Source organism: Streptomyces sp. NPDC052910, from assembly GCF_055585605.1.
Map to the genome: position 1 here is coordinate 13374 of NZ_JBVJJR010000009.1, position 14313 is coordinate 27686.

The window sequence follows — 14313 nt, forward strand, 5'->3', positions numbered from 1 at the left end:
CCCCCGGGCCGGTCCGCCGCCCGCGGGGAATGGGGCGACGGCTTCCCCCAGCCCACTGGATCCAGTACAGCGGGCCAACCCACGCAGAACCATGGAACCGCCCCGCCGATGGCGTGTACAAGGCGCACAGCAGGCGCACGGCCACACTCTGCCGGAGCACGTGCCCCTCCGTGCACGCGCATGCGGACCAGAATCCCGCCATCCGGGACAACGCCCCTTAACGGTCGGGATGTGGGGAACTACGCTGGGTTTACGAATGCCCCGCGCCTATGCCGGGGCGGGCATCGTTGTTGCCGAGGGGTGCGCATGTCCAGGGAGCCACGCGGACCGAACGAGAAGCTGGGCACGGTCCTCGCTCTCGCGGGGATCAGCAACGCCGGTCTGGCGCGGAGGGTCAACGACCTCGGTGCACAGCGGGGATTGACGCTTCGGTACGACAAGACGTCGGTCGCCCGGTGGGTCAGCAAGGGCATGGTGCCGCAGGGCGCCGCGCCCCACCTGATCGCCGCCGCGATAGCGGGCAAGCTGGGCCGGCCGGTGCCGTTGCACGAGATCGGCCTCGCCGAGTCGGATCCGGCGCCGGAGGTGGGCCTCGCGTTCCCGCGCGATGTCGGCCAGGCGGTGCGGTCGGCGACGGAGCTGTACCGGCTGGATTCCGCCGGTCGCCGCGGTGGCGGCGGGATCTGGCAGAGTCTCGCGGGGTCGTTTTCCGTCAGCGCGTACTCCACGCCCGCCTCGCGGTGGCTGATCACGCCCGCCGACAGCTCGGTGGCGCGCGAGCCGCAGCAGGCGGCCCGGGAACGCGAGGCCGGTGCGGTACCCGACTGCGGTTTACCGCAACGGGTCGGCCACAGCGACGTGGCCAAACTGCGGGAGGCGGCGGAGGACGCGCGCCGCTGGGACTCCAAGTACGGCGGCGGGGACTGGCGTTCGTCCATGGTGCCGGAGTGCCTGCGCGTCGACGCGGCGCCACTGCTGCTGGGGGCGTACAGCGACGAGGTGGGGCGCGCGCTGTTCGGCGCGACCGCCGAACTCACCCGGCTCGCCGGGTGGATGGCCTTCGACACCGGCCAACAGGAGGCGGCACAGCGCTACTACATCCAGGCGTTGCGTCTGGCCCGCGCGGCGGCCGACGTACCGCTGGGCGGCTACGTGCTCGCCTCGATGAGCCTCCAGGCCACCTACCGCGGCTACGCGGACGACGGCGTCGACCTCGCCCAGGCCGCGCTGGAGCGCAACCGCGGGCTGGCCACCGCGCGGACGATGAGCTTCTTCCGGCTCGTCGAGGCGCGAGCCCAGGCCAAGGCCGGCGACCAGCCGGCCTGCGGGGCGGCGCTCAAGGCCGCCGAAGGCTGGCTGGAGCGGGCACGGCCGGGCGACCCGGACCCGTCCTGGCTGGACTTCTACACCCAGGAGCGGTTCGCCGCCGACGCCGCCGAGTGCTACCGCGACCTGGGCATGCCGCGCCAGGTCCAGCGCTTCACCGAGCAGGCGCTGTCCCGGCCGACGGAGGAGTTCGTGCGCTCCCACGGGCTGCGGCTGGTGGTGTCGGCGGTCGCGGAGCTGGAGTCGGGCAACCTCGACGCGGCCTGCGCGGCCGGCGTGCGGGCGGTGGAGGTCGCGGGACGGATCTCGTCCGCGCGGACGACGGAGTACGTCCGCGACCTGCTGCACCGCCTGGAGCCGTACGGGAACGAGCCGCGAGTGGTGGAGCTGCGTGAGCGGGCGCGGCCGTTATTGGTGGCCACGACGGCGTGAGGGGGCGGGAGCGGACGACGGGCGCTTCGTCGTCCGCTCCCGCCGCGACGGGTGTGGCGGCTGCGTGGGGGCGGGCGGGGTGGCCGGGGTGAGGACGCCTGTCGCTCGTGCGGTGCGTCTTGTGCGGTGCGTCGCGGTGTTGTCTCGTGCGGTGTGTCTTCGGTGCGTCGCGGTGCGTACCGTGCGTGGGAGGGGTGCCGGACGGGTGCTGTCGCCGGGGTGTCCGTCACGGCGCTCGGCCGCCGTCCGCTGAGACTTTCCGGGGCGCTCGGCCGCCGACCTCCCGCTTTTCTCGCAACGCTCGGCCGGAGCCCTCCCGGCCTTCCCGCAACGCTCGGCCGCCGTCCTCCCGGCCTTCACGTGGCGTTCGCCCGTACTTCTCGCGCCGGTTTCCCGGCTCCTCGCGGCGCCCGCCCGGCCGCCCGCTCCGGCCGTCTCACGGGACGCGCCCGGCCGCGTCACCGGCTCGGTCCCCGGAGATCGTTCCGGCCTTTCCCCCTGGTCCGACGATGTTTCGGCCCATTGTCAGTGGCGCACGACATGATAGGAGCCGTTGAGCCGGCCGCAGCGGAGACGGCCGGTGGTGCGGGAGGGCGGGGAGGTGAGCCCATGGGGACGTACGACTGCGACGTGCTGGTGATCGGCGGCGGCATCGTGGGCCTGTCGACGGCCTACGCGGTCACGCGCGCCGCGCCGGGTACGAGCGTGGTCGTGCTGGAGAAGGAGCCCGGCCCCGCGCGGCACCAGACGGGACGCAACAGCGGAGTGATCCACAGCGGGATCTACTACCGACCTGGTTCGTTGAAGGCCGAGTTCGCGGTGCGGGGCGCGGCGGAGATGGTCAAGTTCTGCACGGAGCACGGCCTGCCGCACGAGGTCACCGGAAAGCTGATCGTCGCCACCGACCGGGCCGAACTGCCGCGGCTGCACGCCCTGGTGCAGCGCGGGCGGCAGCACGGCATTCCCGTTCGCGAACTGGGCCCGGCCCAGATAGCCGAGTTCGAGCCGGACGTACGGGGGGTGGGGGCGATCCACGTCGCCACCACGGGCGTCTGCGACTTCGGCGCGGTCGCCGCCCACCTGGCCCGGCTCGCCGAGGACGCGGGGGCGTCGGTGCGGTACGGCGCGGAGGTCCGGGTGGTGGGCCGGCGCGGCGAGGCCGTCGCCGTACGGACGGCGGACGGCACGGTCGTACGGGCCCGGGCCCTGGTCAACTGCGCGGGGCTGTACAGCGATCGGCTGGCCCGGCTCGCGGGGGACGACCCCGGCGTGCGGATCGTCCCCTTCCGCGGCGAGTACCACGCCCTGGCACCCACCGCCGGGGCGCGGGTACGCGGCCTGGTCTACCCGGTGCCGGACCCGGCCTTCCCGTTCCTGGGCGTCCACCTCACGCGAGGTGTCGACGGCACGGTGCACGTGGGCCCCAACGCGGTGCCGGCCCTGGCGCGCGAGGGGTACGCGTGGCGCACCGTACGGCCGTCGGAGCTCGCCGCCACGGCCGCGTTCCCCGGCACGTGGCGGCTGGCGCGCCGGCACTGGAGGTACGGGGTGGACGAGGCACGCCGCTCCCTGTCGAAGGCGGCTTTCACCGCGGCCGTCCGCCGTCTGCTGCCGGGCATCACGGAGGACGACCTGATACCCGCGCCGTCGGGCGTCCGCGCCCAGGCGGTGCTGCGTGACGGCACGCTGGCGGACGACTTCCTGTTCGCGAGCTCACGGCGGATGGTGCACGTCCTCAACGCGCCGTCGCCGGCGGCGACGGCCTCGCTGCCGATCGGACGGGAGGTGGCGCGGAGGGTGCTCGCGGAGTTGCGCTGAAGGCTCGGGGGCCGGGCCGGGCCGGGCCGTGGACGGGCGGGTGAGGGCGAGCGGGTGGTGGCCGAGCGGGTGAGGGCGGGCCGGACGGTGGGCGGACGGACACGTCCGCACCGCTCGGCTGACATGTACGGATCCAGCCGCCGCGGGCCTCGCCCGTACTATGGAAGAACTGTGTCCGAGAAGTCCGTGAACCCCGCACGCCACGCCGTCCCCGCCGCGCCCGCGGCCGAGGACGCCCTGGTCACCGAGCCCACCGCCGATCGAGCCGCCGAGCCGGCCACCGAGCCGATGGTCGGAGAAGCCGCCGCGCCGGTCCCGGCCGGGACGCGTGACCGCGTTCGTGCCCGGGACCGCCGGGAGCCGATGTTCCCTGACGGCCCCGCTCCGGACCCGGCGGGCTCGCACCACGAGCGGCGTATCCGCTCGTTCCAGCCGCGTCGCAGCCGCGTCACGACCGGGCAGGGCGAGGCGCTGCGCCGGCTGTGGCCGGTGTGGGGCCTCGACATCGACGGTCTGCGCCGGATCGATCTCGGTGAGCTCTTCGGCGATCCCGGGCTGCCGGTGGTCCTGGAGATCGGCTTCGGCATGGGCGAGGCCACGGCGGAGATGGCCGCCGCGGACCCGGGAACGGGCATCCTCGCGTGCGACGTGCACACCCCGGGCCAGGGCAACCTGCTCGCGCTGGCGGAGCGGAAGGGCCTGAAGAACGTCCGGGTCGCCAACGGGGACGCGATCATCCTGCTCCGCGAGATGCTGGCGCCCGACGCGCTGGCCGGCATGCGCGTGTACTTCCCGGACCCGTGGCCCAAGAAGCGGCATCACAAGCGGCGGCTGATCCAGCCCGAGTTCCTGTCCCTGGCGGCGACGCGGCTGGCGCCGGGCGCCGTGCTGCACTGCGCGACGGACTGGGAACCGTACGCGGAGCAGATGCTGGAGGTCCTGACCGCCAGCCCGGACTTCGAGAACACCCAGGCGGACGGCGGCTTCGCCCCGCGCCCCGACTTCCGCCCGCTGACCCGCTTCGAGGGCCAAGGGCTGGACAAGGGGCACGCGGTGCGCGACCTCCTCTTCCGCCGCCGCGGCTAGCGACACGGGACAGGGCGGGACGGAACGGGACGGCGGAAGCCGGCCCCCGCGCGCCCCTCCCCCGCTCCCCTCCTCGCCCGCGAGGCAAACCGCTCCGCCCACGCCGCCGGCTTGGCTAGGGTCGTCAAGTGCATGAGTCCCAGCCTCACTCGTCCCCGTCCGCCGACCCGGGCCCGATACCCGCTCCCGGGGCCCCTGGGGTGCCCGGGATCGCGCCGGGCTTCGGCGCCCTGTCCGCACCGGCCCGCCGGCACTACCGGCCGCGTCGCGCTCTCTGGGACAACAAGGTGGTCCGCGCGGGCACGGTCGTCCTCCTCCTGGCCCTCTGCGGCCTGCTGATCCTCGCCCTCGTCCGGGAGCAGACCGGCACCCAGGGCTTCCTGGTGGGCCTGGGGCTGGCGGTGCTGCCGGTGCCGCTGCTCATCGCCGCGTTCCGCTGGATGGACCGCGTCGAGCCGAAACCCTGGAAGGACTTGGTCTTCGCCTTCGCGTGGGGCGCCTGCGCGGCCACTCTGGTGGCGCTCGTCGCCAACAGCTACGCGACCGAGTGGATCATGAACAGCGTCGACACGGCCCACCGTGAGGACGCCGGCACCTTCGGCGCCGCGTTCGTCGCCCCGGTGGTCGAGGAGAGCGCCAAGGGGGTGGCCCTGCTGCTCCTCTTCCTCTTCCGGCGCCGGGACTTCAACGGCATCGTGGACGGCGTCGTCGTCGCGGGCATCACCGCCACCGGTTTCGCGTTCACGGAGAACATCCTCTACCTGGGCAACGCGTACGCCTCCGACCAGAGCTTCGGCGCCTCGGGCTTCTCGACGACGGCGGCCACGTTCTTCGTCCGCGTCCTGATGTCCCCGTTCGCCCACCCCCTCTTCACCTCCATGACGGGCCTGGGCTTCGGCATCGCCGCCAGCCTCCCCACCCGCCGCCGCGTCCTGCGCGCCCTGGTCCCCGTCGCGGGCCTGCTGACGGCGATGGTCCTGCACGGCGTCTGGAACGGCTCGGCGTCCCTGCCGGGCCTGGGGTTCCTGGCCGTCTACTCGCTCTTCATGCTCCCGGTCTTCGGCACCCTCACCTGGCTGACGATCTGGTCCCGCCAGACCGAGCTCCGCACCGTCCGCGCCCACCTCCCGGAGTACCAGGCGGCCGGCTGGCTCACCCCGCCGGAACCCCTCGCCCTCTCCTCCCTGCGCGCCCGCGCCATCGCCCGCGACGTGGCCAAACGCACCGGCGGCCGCCCCGCCGCCCGCACCGTCGCGGAGTACGTCTCCTTCGCCACCTCCCTCGCCTTCCTCCGCCAACGCGCCTACGCGGGCCGCCTCACCCCGGACTTCACCGCCCGCGAACAGGAACTCCTCCACCACCTCTGGCAACGCAAAGAAGTGGCGCAGCCAGCTCTGGAACGGGCGGCGTTGTCGGTCAACCAGCCGTCTGCGGGGACGTACGGCGGAGCGATGGTACCGAGGCCGTACAGCAGCTCAGCCACCCCTTGGTACGGCTCCCAGAGCTTGGGTCCACAGTCGCCAGGCCACCATGGAGCCGGGCCGGTATGGCCTCGATAGCAGTGTGGGTCAGGTCGGCAGCCCAGCCTCACAGGAAGGAGCACTACCCTCTCTAGCGTGGCTGATGAGACCGACTGGACACCGCCGGAAGGATCTTGGGCTTCCTCGGCTGCGCGTCGCCGCAACATGCAGGCGATCCGCAGCCGGGACACCAAGCCCGAACACCTGATCCGTCGTCTTGTGCACGCACAGGGACTGCGCTACCGGGTAGCAGCGAGACCTCTGCCGGAACTCCGCCGGACAGCAGATCTTGTCTTCGGGCCGGCCAAGGTGGCCGTGTTCATCGATGGCTGCTACTGGCATGGATGCCCTGAGCACTACGTACCGCCCAAGACCAACCCCGGTTACTGGTCGGACAAGGTCGCACGCAACATGGCGCGCGACCGTGACACGGACGAACGGCTCACTGAGGCAGGGTGGTGCGTGCTCCGCTTCTGGGAGCACGAACCCTCAGATGCTTGCACCCTCAAAATCATCGACACGGTCCGGAGCCGTCGGGATGAGTTCGGCCTCAAGGGCCGCAGCAGCCGGGATTAGCTTCCGCTCCGCCGGCTCGGCGGTCCTGGGGGTCGTCGACGCCAGCCTGTCATCCGGCTGAAGTACAGCGGCGATGGCCTCGCCCACCGCTTTGGCAACCGGTGGCGGGAATGCGTTACCGACCTGACGGTACTTAGCAGTCTTCCGCCCGCTAAATTTCCAGTCTTTGTCGAACCCCTGAATAATTGCCGCCTGCTCCACAGTGAGCATAGGGCCGTTCTTGAAAAGGTCGCGCTCCGGAACCACGTTCGTCGGGTCATCGGAGTCGTTAGCCACCCCCAAGGCGTTAACCCCCAGCGCAGCCCACGCTTTTTTTGCGCGCGTGGGCCCCAGGTCGGCCCCTCCGTGCTTCTTTGACCCACCGACAAGCGTAGGCGCCTCCGAGTTAGCCTCGCTCGCTTTCTCGTACCAGCGCCGGAAAGCCTCATCACCCCGGGCCCCATAGGGAGCAAAACGCTTCCGCATGGACTCCTCGAGCGCCTCCGCTACCGTCGTGACATCGTCACTTCCGGCCGGCCATTCGAACTCTGCATCCTTGAGAACATCCTCGCGGATCATCACAAGAATCGCACGGGGGCGAAGCTGGGGAACTCCAAACCTGCGAGCCTCGATCAGTTTCCAACCACAAAGCTTGTACCCAAGAAGATCGAGCTCCTCGACGATCTCTTCCCGGTAAGACTTGAATTTATCATCCAAAATCCCCTTGACGTTTTCGATCATAATCGCCTTGGGTTCCAGCTCCTTCGCGAGCCTGAGCACCTCGGGAAACAAGTCCCGCTCGTCTTCTGCTCCAAGCTGCCGCCCTGCCACCGAAAACGGCGGGCACGGAACTCCCCCGGCGAGAAGATCCAATTCGCGCGGCTTGAGACGGAATTTCGCCATCTGTGCGTGCCCGAAGGGGTCGAACTCCTTCAAGTCCGCTTCGATCACCTCACAGCCGGTCCAGTCAGGCAGTCGGCTCACGTTGTCGCGCAACGTCTGGCAAGCATGCTTGTCGATCTCAAGGAGAGCCAGATGCCGGAAGCCGGCATGATGCAAGCCGTAGGCCTGTCCGCCGGCTCCCGCGCAGATCTCGATCGAGGTCAACGGCCCAGTGACTGGCGCTGCTCCGCCGCCAACACTCATTGGTACACCCTCCCGTACGCCGAACACAGATGCTCAAGTTTCGCAGAGACACCAGTGTGCTGCCTCGCTCTCGTACCGGAGTCTCGCAGTAAGGGCTGGTGCCCGGGTCCTGAGACCCGGGCACCAGCCCCCGAGAACTTGCGTTCTAGTGCAGGTGATGAAGCAAGGCGGCTACATCGCTTGGCGCCAGACCGGCCGCTACCGAGGGCTCTTCCTCCAAGTCCCCCAGCCTCTGGACCGACGGATCGTCCAGAACGTGTCCCATGAAGGCCAGTTTTTGATCAAGGCGGTTCTCAACCACCCCATCAATTGTGCCCCTCACCGCAAGTACCGTGACCCTCGTCTCAGTCCCCGGCGCGAGTCCAAGCCGATGAATGCGGTCAAGGCTCTGCAGGTAGCGTCCCGCCATGAAGTCACGGTCCACGTACACAGCGTCGTGGCACACGTGATGCAAGCTAATCCCCTCGCCCAGGGTGGCCGGGTTGGAAATCAGGACCATACAGTCGGGATCCTCACGAAACCGTCTGATCTGCTCCTCTCGGTCAGGAGTACCCCCATGCACTACAGCCGGCCCGAACCCGCGCATCAGTCTTTCCAGCGTTGTGAGGCTGCGCACGAAGGTCGTCCAGACCAGCGTCTTGCGCCCCTTCGCCGCGTTGTCAGCGACGATGGCCACGGCTTCTTTGTACTTGGGTGACAGCTCATAATCAGGGAGTTTCTGCATCAGATGGAAGAGTGAATCACCCTGAGGCACCTCAAGCGGCGGCAACTGGTAAGCAAGCGGTTCGTAGCGACTAGCGCCTTCCAGCAGCAGCGCCGGACTCGTGGCAGCCATGAGCAGACGCAGGGCGGTCTTGCCGAGAGAGCTGAGGTCGTCTCGTGAAGCGTTTTCGCCGGCCTTCTTTGTCAGAGCGCTGTAGATCTGGCCGTGGAGGTCAGGCATGTCCAGATAACGCACCCGCGGTTCCATGGGGGGCAGCCCCAGTTCCTCCTTGGTTGTCCGGGTGAACAGCGGTCTGAGCACGGAGCTGGCGTGAGCGAGGTCCCCTCCGTCCACAGCCCTCGAGACCGTTCGCTGGCCGTGCCCCGGCCATACAAACCCGAGGAGATTCTCCAGGTCCTTGGCACCATTCGGTGCCGGCGTTCCGGTAAGGATCAAACGCCGGCGCGCGAGCGGCCCCAAGGCCATGCAGGCCGCCCCATAGGTACCGCGCACGCCGAGCTTCATCCGGTGGGCCTCATCCAGGATGATCACCGAAGGTACGGCCTTCAGCCAGGCCGCTAGCACCCCGAGCGAACGGTCTAGGCGCTCGTAGTTGACGATCAGCACCTCAGCGGCTGGGTCCAGAGCTCCCCCGTCAAGGACGTAGGTACGGAGCTTTTCCCTAAAGCACGCCCCCGCCTCGTAGTGCCACGATTCGTAGGCAGATTTCGGACAGACCACCAAGGCCCGGCGAACCTGGCCCGCAGCTTTCTCCGCCGCGTACACCGCCAGCGCCACGCGAGTCTTACCGGCGCCGGGGACACTGAAATTCGCCCCATGCCGCAGCGAAAGGAGTTTGGCGATGTCGCGTCGCTGGAACTCCCCCAGCTCGGCCGTCCAGTCCTCACCCAGCATCGCCTGGACATCATGAGGCTCCACTTCGCCATCGGCCGCCGGATCACTGAGACGGTTCCTGACAGTTTCGGCATCTCTGGCAACGCTGACCACCAGGTCGCGGAGTTCCGGAGCCCACTCCACACCCGCATGGTCCGGCCAGCCGCCGAGAAGGCTTAGCCCGGTCAGCAGATCCTCAAGCTCTACCGAAGCGGAAAGCCGGCCGAGCTGGCCGCCCGTACGGAAACGGGCAGCCAGATGGACAAGGTCTTCCCGGTACTGCTCGGTGGTCCGCAAGACGACCTTGGTCCGCGTTTCGTCGAAACCCAGCTTCAGGGACACGGTTTCCGCAGATGTCGTCATCAGGCACCCTCGGCAGCGGTGGCTTCGACGAGCCAGGCCACACCGTCGCCGGGGTGCGGAAGGCCTCGGCCCGCCTGTTTGGCGAGCTTGCGCAGACTGGACCTGAGCTTCAACACAGCTTCGTCGAAAGCCTCTTCGTCCAGGCTGCGGGAAGCACGAGCCTGGACCAGGTCCACTACACACTGCTCGATGTCCACACAGGCTTCCGCGAGGCGGGCGGGAGCCATCTGCTGGCGCTTACGGACGCGGGCGTTGGCTTCCTCCCGGTCGATCGCGGTCCCAAACGCTGCCTTCGCCTCTGCCACAAGGTCCTGGTTCTGGCTCTCGTCGCCCAGGTCAGACTGGCCGTTCAGGGCGGCCTTCGCCCGCAGGATCCGGTCGTTAAGGGCTCGTGCCGCGGCTACGGCAGGTACGGCTCCCGGCACGCTGACCCCCAGCCCCGGGATGGCAACGGACTCCTGCTCTTCCACGGCTCTCAAGTCTTGCCAGCTTGCCGGCAGTGCCTCCCCCAGATAGCCCTCTTTGAGGAAGTTCTCATTGATATTCCGGATGGCCGTTTTGGCGAAACCAAGCAATATGGCGGCCAGCCGCCATTCCTTCAGGATTTCAGCCGTGTCCTGGTCTGCCTTCTCCAGCTTCTCGTACAGCCGGTGGAGCTCCTTCAGCTTCTCCTGGTCGTTCTCGAAGTCCACCAGTCGCAGCGCAACGCCACTTCCGCTCTTGCTGCGGTCGATCAGTTCGCGGATCGTGCTCAGGATCCAGCGTTCCTGATGGTACGTCGCGGTCCGGACCCGGAATGCCTTCGCGATCTCATCCGGTGTGCGGCCAAGCTCAGCCTGTTCCTCCATGGCAAGGAGCCGGTTGATGTAGGAATAATCACGCCGGTGATCCTCGCGGAGCTGAAGCGACAGCTCTACTGCGTTGATATCGGCCCAGGTGAACGACTCCGGGAGGATGCCTACGCGCATCGTCTGCTTGCCCAGCTCGCGCAGAGCTGCTGCACGGGTATTCGCGTTGACGATCACTCCGTGGTGAGTGATCAGGCCGGGGTCGTTCTGGCCGAACTTCTGCAGGTCCTCCTTCAGCTTGTCGAATGCCGGGTCACGCCGGCCCGGATTCGCCGGGTCCGCCTGTAGCAGGAAGGCCAGGTAAGCCTGGCTCTCATCGCTCCACGCGTCCTTGTCAATCGCTTCATCGCGCACCGGGTCATGCGTTCGCTGAACCCGGATCCGGTGCGTCCCCGGGTTGTAGTACAGCCCGCTCAGGGGAAGGTCGATCACCTCGACATGCAGCGGCTGGCCGTTCCAGTCAACCGTTACCGTCTCGCGCGTCCCCCCGGAGCTGCGGACCTCCTCCAGTCGCTTCTTGACCAACTGGCTGAACTCCTCCGCACGCGGCGGGGGCGGAAACTCCTTCATGCTGCCCAGACCTCCCTCTCTGTTTACTCGCCGTTGCCGGTCTCAATGGCCTGCTTGACAGCCTCGCGGGCCTCTCCGGGCAGCGTCCGGTACACGCCCCAAAGCCGTTCCAGCTTCCCTGGCTTACGCTCGTCCGCCTCAACCCACGCAGCGAAGACCTTCTGCTCAAGTGGAGCCAGGTTCTTCCACTCGCCGACAATCGCGCCAAGATCGACCACTCGGCTTCGCCCGCCCACACGGCACCTGTTGCACTCGGTCACGAACAGGACCTGCTCGCTACCGTCCTCCAGCAGAACCTTGCGGCGCGCGATGTCGAGCTGAGAATCCTGCCCGCCGTCGCCGAAGGATTCACCAGCGCCAATGCCGCATGACCGGCAGAGGAAACTGTCGGCCATCATCACCTTTGTCCGCTGAGCAGCCGTCAGCAACGGCTTTGACTTATCAGTCTTGGCCTGCCCCGGGAGCCAGATCTCCGCTCCCTTCTTGACGTACCGCTGTTCCTCCTGCTTCAAGGAGGGGTCCTCACGCTTCGTGTGGATCGTCCACCCATGGTCACGAAGATCACGCATACGCCGGTCGATCTGAGCGACATCGGGGAACGCTTCCCGCAGCCGCGTCTTTGTGAAAACGTTCCCCTCCCCCACCTCGGTCTCCAGCCACAGGGCCGCACGGACCTTGCTTCCGAACTTCTTGTCCTGCCACGACGGCAGCGTCATCAAGTGCCTCCACTCAGTCATGCGCGCCGAACCAACCGGTGCCGCATGGATGCGGCCCGGCCTCCCCGGAACGGCGACGAATCCATTAACCCCCTCTGCGGAGCAGAAAATCCAGCGCAAATCCTGTTGCAGATGATCTGGCAACAAGCGGGTGTTGCAGACTGAAGAGGAACAGGACCGGCAGGGCAAAGGAGTGGGGGGCCTCGATGGCCGAACAACAGCGGCGCAGCATCACCATCTGGTCCGGTGCGGCACCTGGGAGGCGAGCGCTCGCTCTCGCCCTCGGTGAACTGCACGGGATGCTCAACCCGCCCCGGCCACCGGTGCGCCAGCTCACCGAGCGGCTCAACGAAGAAGGGGCACACGATGTCGGTCACACCGCCGTCTACCGCTACTTGAACGGCCGACTGACCGCTCCCATATGGTTCGTTGAACTGATGCACCGACTGGCCACAAAGGACTCGAGCGGCCCTGCAGGGCGGGTTGCCGCCCTCAAGCCGCTTGAATACTTCACTGACCTCCAACTGCAGGCGGAGCAGCGAGCGTGCACTGGTTGTATCGAGTTGCGACGCGAAGTCCACAGGCTGGAAGGGGATCTACAGGAGCTGCAGGGAGCGCGGAAGATGACGTTCCGCGATGCCTCGGCAGTGTCCAGAGCCGGCCTCACCGAGGCTCCGGCTGCCGCCATGGGGACACCGCCACACTTGCCGGTCCCCCCCGAAGCGGGTGACCGGCAGCAAGATGCGGCTGACGTCGCTGCCGCTATCCAGATCGCAAAAAGGGCGAAGCAGCTTCATTTCGACAAGGAAGATAAATCCGCTGATATCCTCGCTCTGCTTCGGGGAACATTTGAAATCCTCACTCCCCTGGAGAGCGCCGCTAGCCTGGTCCTCATCGGGGAACAAGCCCGGGGCCTGGCCGCGACAGCCCTTCAGATCTTCGGACGTGACCAGCCATCGTCAGCCGTGGTGGAGCTCGCCCTGCACTTGCATGAGTACGGCATGCCGGATTTCGCACGAGCGGTGCTGCAGGCTTCCGCCCGGTGACACGCACGTTCCCTGCGATCCGTTTGGGGCCTCGGCGTGTTTAAGCGACCGTGGGCTGCGCTGCCCTGCTGCCGTTCTCCGCGTCCACGGCGTCCGGTGCCGTGCGGCGGCTGATTGCCGGGCTCAGGGCGCCCACGCCGAGGGCCGCCGCTGTGCCCGCAACCGCGCTGAACCACCAGAGGGTGGCGGGGCCGGCGGTGGCGTAGGCGGTGGTGCCGAGGGAGAGGGCGGTGAAGCGGGCGGTGCCCCAGGTCCACTGGTAGGCGCCCTGGTAGCGGCCTCGGGCGTGGTCGGGGGCGAGGGCGGCGACGAGGGAGCCGGCCACGCCGCCGATGGTGGCCTCGCCGAGGGACCAGAGGACGACGGTGGCGGCGTAGGCCCAGGGGGTGTGGGCGACGCCGGTGAGGGCGACGCCGAGGGCGACGAGGATGCTGCCGGCCACGTAGACCGGGATCTGGCGGAAGCGGGCCAGGACGGTGATGGCGAGCGGCTGGAGGACGACGACCAGGGCCGCGTTGAGGGTGGACATCAGGCCGAGGGTGGTCGTGGAGAGGCCGTCGTCGCGGATGGCGAGGGGCAGGGCGACCTCGGTGAAGGTGTAGATCACGAGGGCGACGTAGAAGAGGGGGAGCAGGAGGCGCATCAGCGGGTCGCGGAAGACGACGCCGTAGCCCGCGCCGTCGGTCCGCGGGGTGGTGGGCCGGGTGCGGCCCGCCGGGAGGAAGGACGCGGCGATCAGCGCGTACGTGAGGGTGCTCACCACGTCGACGGCGAAGAGGAGCCAGTAACCGCGGGCCGCCAGGAAGCCGCCCAGCATGCCGGCGACCGCGGTGCCGATGTTGACGGCCCAGTGGAACAGGGAGAACGCCGCCCGGCGGCGGTCGGCGGTGACCGAGTCCGCGAGGAGCGCGCTCGCGGCCGGGCCGACCATGCTGCCGGCGCCGCTGAGCAGGATGGCGGCGAGCGCCAGGGTGACGGTGTCGGGGGCGGTGAAGAGGAGGCCCTGGCCCGCCGCGGTGCCGAGGAGGCCGGCGATCATCGTCGAGCGGCGGCCGACGCGGTCGGCCAGCAGGCCGCCGAGGGCGGGGCCGATCAGGTTGCCGGCGCCCAGCGCGCCGAGCACGTAGGGGATCTGTTCGGTGGGGATGCCCCGGGAGCCCAGGAAGAAGACGAGGAACGGGGTGACGAGGTAGCCGAGTCTGTTGACGACGGTCCCGGTGAAGACGATCCAGGCGGCGCGGGGGAGTCCGCTGAAGGTGGAGAGCATGCCCTGACTTTCGCCCGGTGACC

General features: G+C 68.7%; 11 protein-coding genes. 6 read left to right on the forward strand and 5 right to left on the reverse strand.

The genetic code is table 11. The features are described 5' to 3' along the window. The first annotated feature begins 306 nt into the window (after positions 1 to 306). The 5 genes from ACZ6X9_RS27260 to ACZ6X9_RS27280 all read left to right on the forward strand — a co-directional run bounded on the left by ACZ6X9_RS27260 (position 307) and on the right by ACZ6X9_RS27280 (position 6758). Positions 307 to 1758, forward strand: a complete 1452-nt coding sequence (locus ACZ6X9_RS27260) for an MFS transporter (protein ID WP_469780664.1) — start codon at positions 307 to 309, stop codon at positions 1756 to 1758. A 609-nt stretch (positions 1759 to 2367) separates the two neighbouring features. After that, positions 2368 to 3576: an L-2-hydroxyglutarate oxidase gene (gene lhgO, locus ACZ6X9_RS27265; protein ID WP_469780665.1), complete on the forward strand. Its 1209-nt coding sequence runs from the start codon at positions 2368 to 2370 to the stop codon at positions 3574 to 3576. A gap of 171 nt (positions 3577 to 3747) precedes the next feature. After that, the gene (trmB, locus tag ACZ6X9_RS27270; RefSeq protein WP_469780666.1) at positions 3748 to 4662 is read left to right on the forward strand and encodes a tRNA (guanosine(46)-N7)-methyltransferase TrmB; all 915 of its coding nucleotides are present in this window, start codon (positions 3748 to 3750) and stop codon (positions 4660 to 4662) included. 128 nt (positions 4663 to 4790) lie between these two features. Next, positions 4791 to 6221, forward strand: coding sequence for a PrsW family intramembrane metalloprotease (locus ACZ6X9_RS27275; protein WP_469780667.1), 1431 nt, complete (start codon positions 4791 to 4793; stop codon positions 6219 to 6221). A 57-nt stretch (positions 6222 to 6278) separates the two neighbouring features. Continuing rightward, positions 6279 to 6758, forward strand: a complete 480-nt coding sequence (locus ACZ6X9_RS27280; RefSeq protein ID WP_469780668.1) for a very short patch repair endonuclease — start codon at positions 6279 to 6281, stop codon at positions 6756 to 6758. On the opposite strand, the gene ACZ6X9_RS27285 is transcribed toward ACZ6X9_RS27280, so the two are convergent. The 4 genes from ACZ6X9_RS27285 to ACZ6X9_RS27300 all read right to left on the reverse strand — a co-directional run bounded on the left by ACZ6X9_RS27285 (position 6672) and on the right by ACZ6X9_RS27300 (position 11977). Beyond that, a complete protein-coding gene (locus tag ACZ6X9_RS27285) occupies positions 6672 to 7883 on the reverse strand; it encodes a DNA cytosine methyltransferase (protein ID WP_469780669.1) in 1212 nt (403 codons plus the stop codon). The two genes, ACZ6X9_RS27280 and ACZ6X9_RS27285, sit on opposite strands and share 87 nt — an antisense overlap. Positions 7884 to 8028: 145 nt before the next feature. Next, entirely contained in the window at positions 8029 to 9843 is a 1815-nt protein-coding gene (locus tag ACZ6X9_RS27290; RefSeq protein ID WP_469780670.1) for a DEAD/DEAH box helicase, read from the reverse strand. Continuing rightward, positions 9843 to 11261 carry a hypothetical protein gene (locus ACZ6X9_RS27295; protein ID WP_469780671.1) on the reverse strand — a complete coding sequence of 473 codons (1419 nt, stop codon included), beginning with the start codon at positions 11259 to 11261 and terminating at the stop codon, positions 9843 to 9845. The genes ACZ6X9_RS27290 and ACZ6X9_RS27295 overlap by 1 nt, the downstream gene beginning before the upstream one ends. Positions 11262 to 11284: 23 nt before the next feature. After that, the gene (locus tag ACZ6X9_RS27300; protein WP_469780672.1) at positions 11285 to 11977 is read right to left on the reverse strand and encodes a hypothetical protein; all 693 of its coding nucleotides are present in this window, start codon (positions 11975 to 11977) and stop codon (positions 11285 to 11287) included. 206 nt (positions 11978 to 12183) lie between these two features. On the opposite strand from ACZ6X9_RS27300, the gene ACZ6X9_RS27305 reads away from it, so the two are divergent. Next, positions 12184 to 13023: a hypothetical protein gene (locus ACZ6X9_RS27305; protein ID WP_469780673.1), complete on the forward strand. Its 840-nt coding sequence runs from the start codon at positions 12184 to 12186 to the stop codon at positions 13021 to 13023. A gap of 40 nt (positions 13024 to 13063) precedes the next feature. On the opposite strand, the gene ACZ6X9_RS27310 is transcribed toward ACZ6X9_RS27305, so the two are convergent. Continuing rightward, on the reverse strand, positions 13064 to 14290 hold the full coding sequence (locus ACZ6X9_RS27310) for an MFS transporter (protein ID WP_469780674.1): 1227 nt from the start codon (positions 14288 to 14290) through the stop codon (positions 13064 to 13066). Positions 14291 to 14313 lie beyond the last annotated feature (23 nt).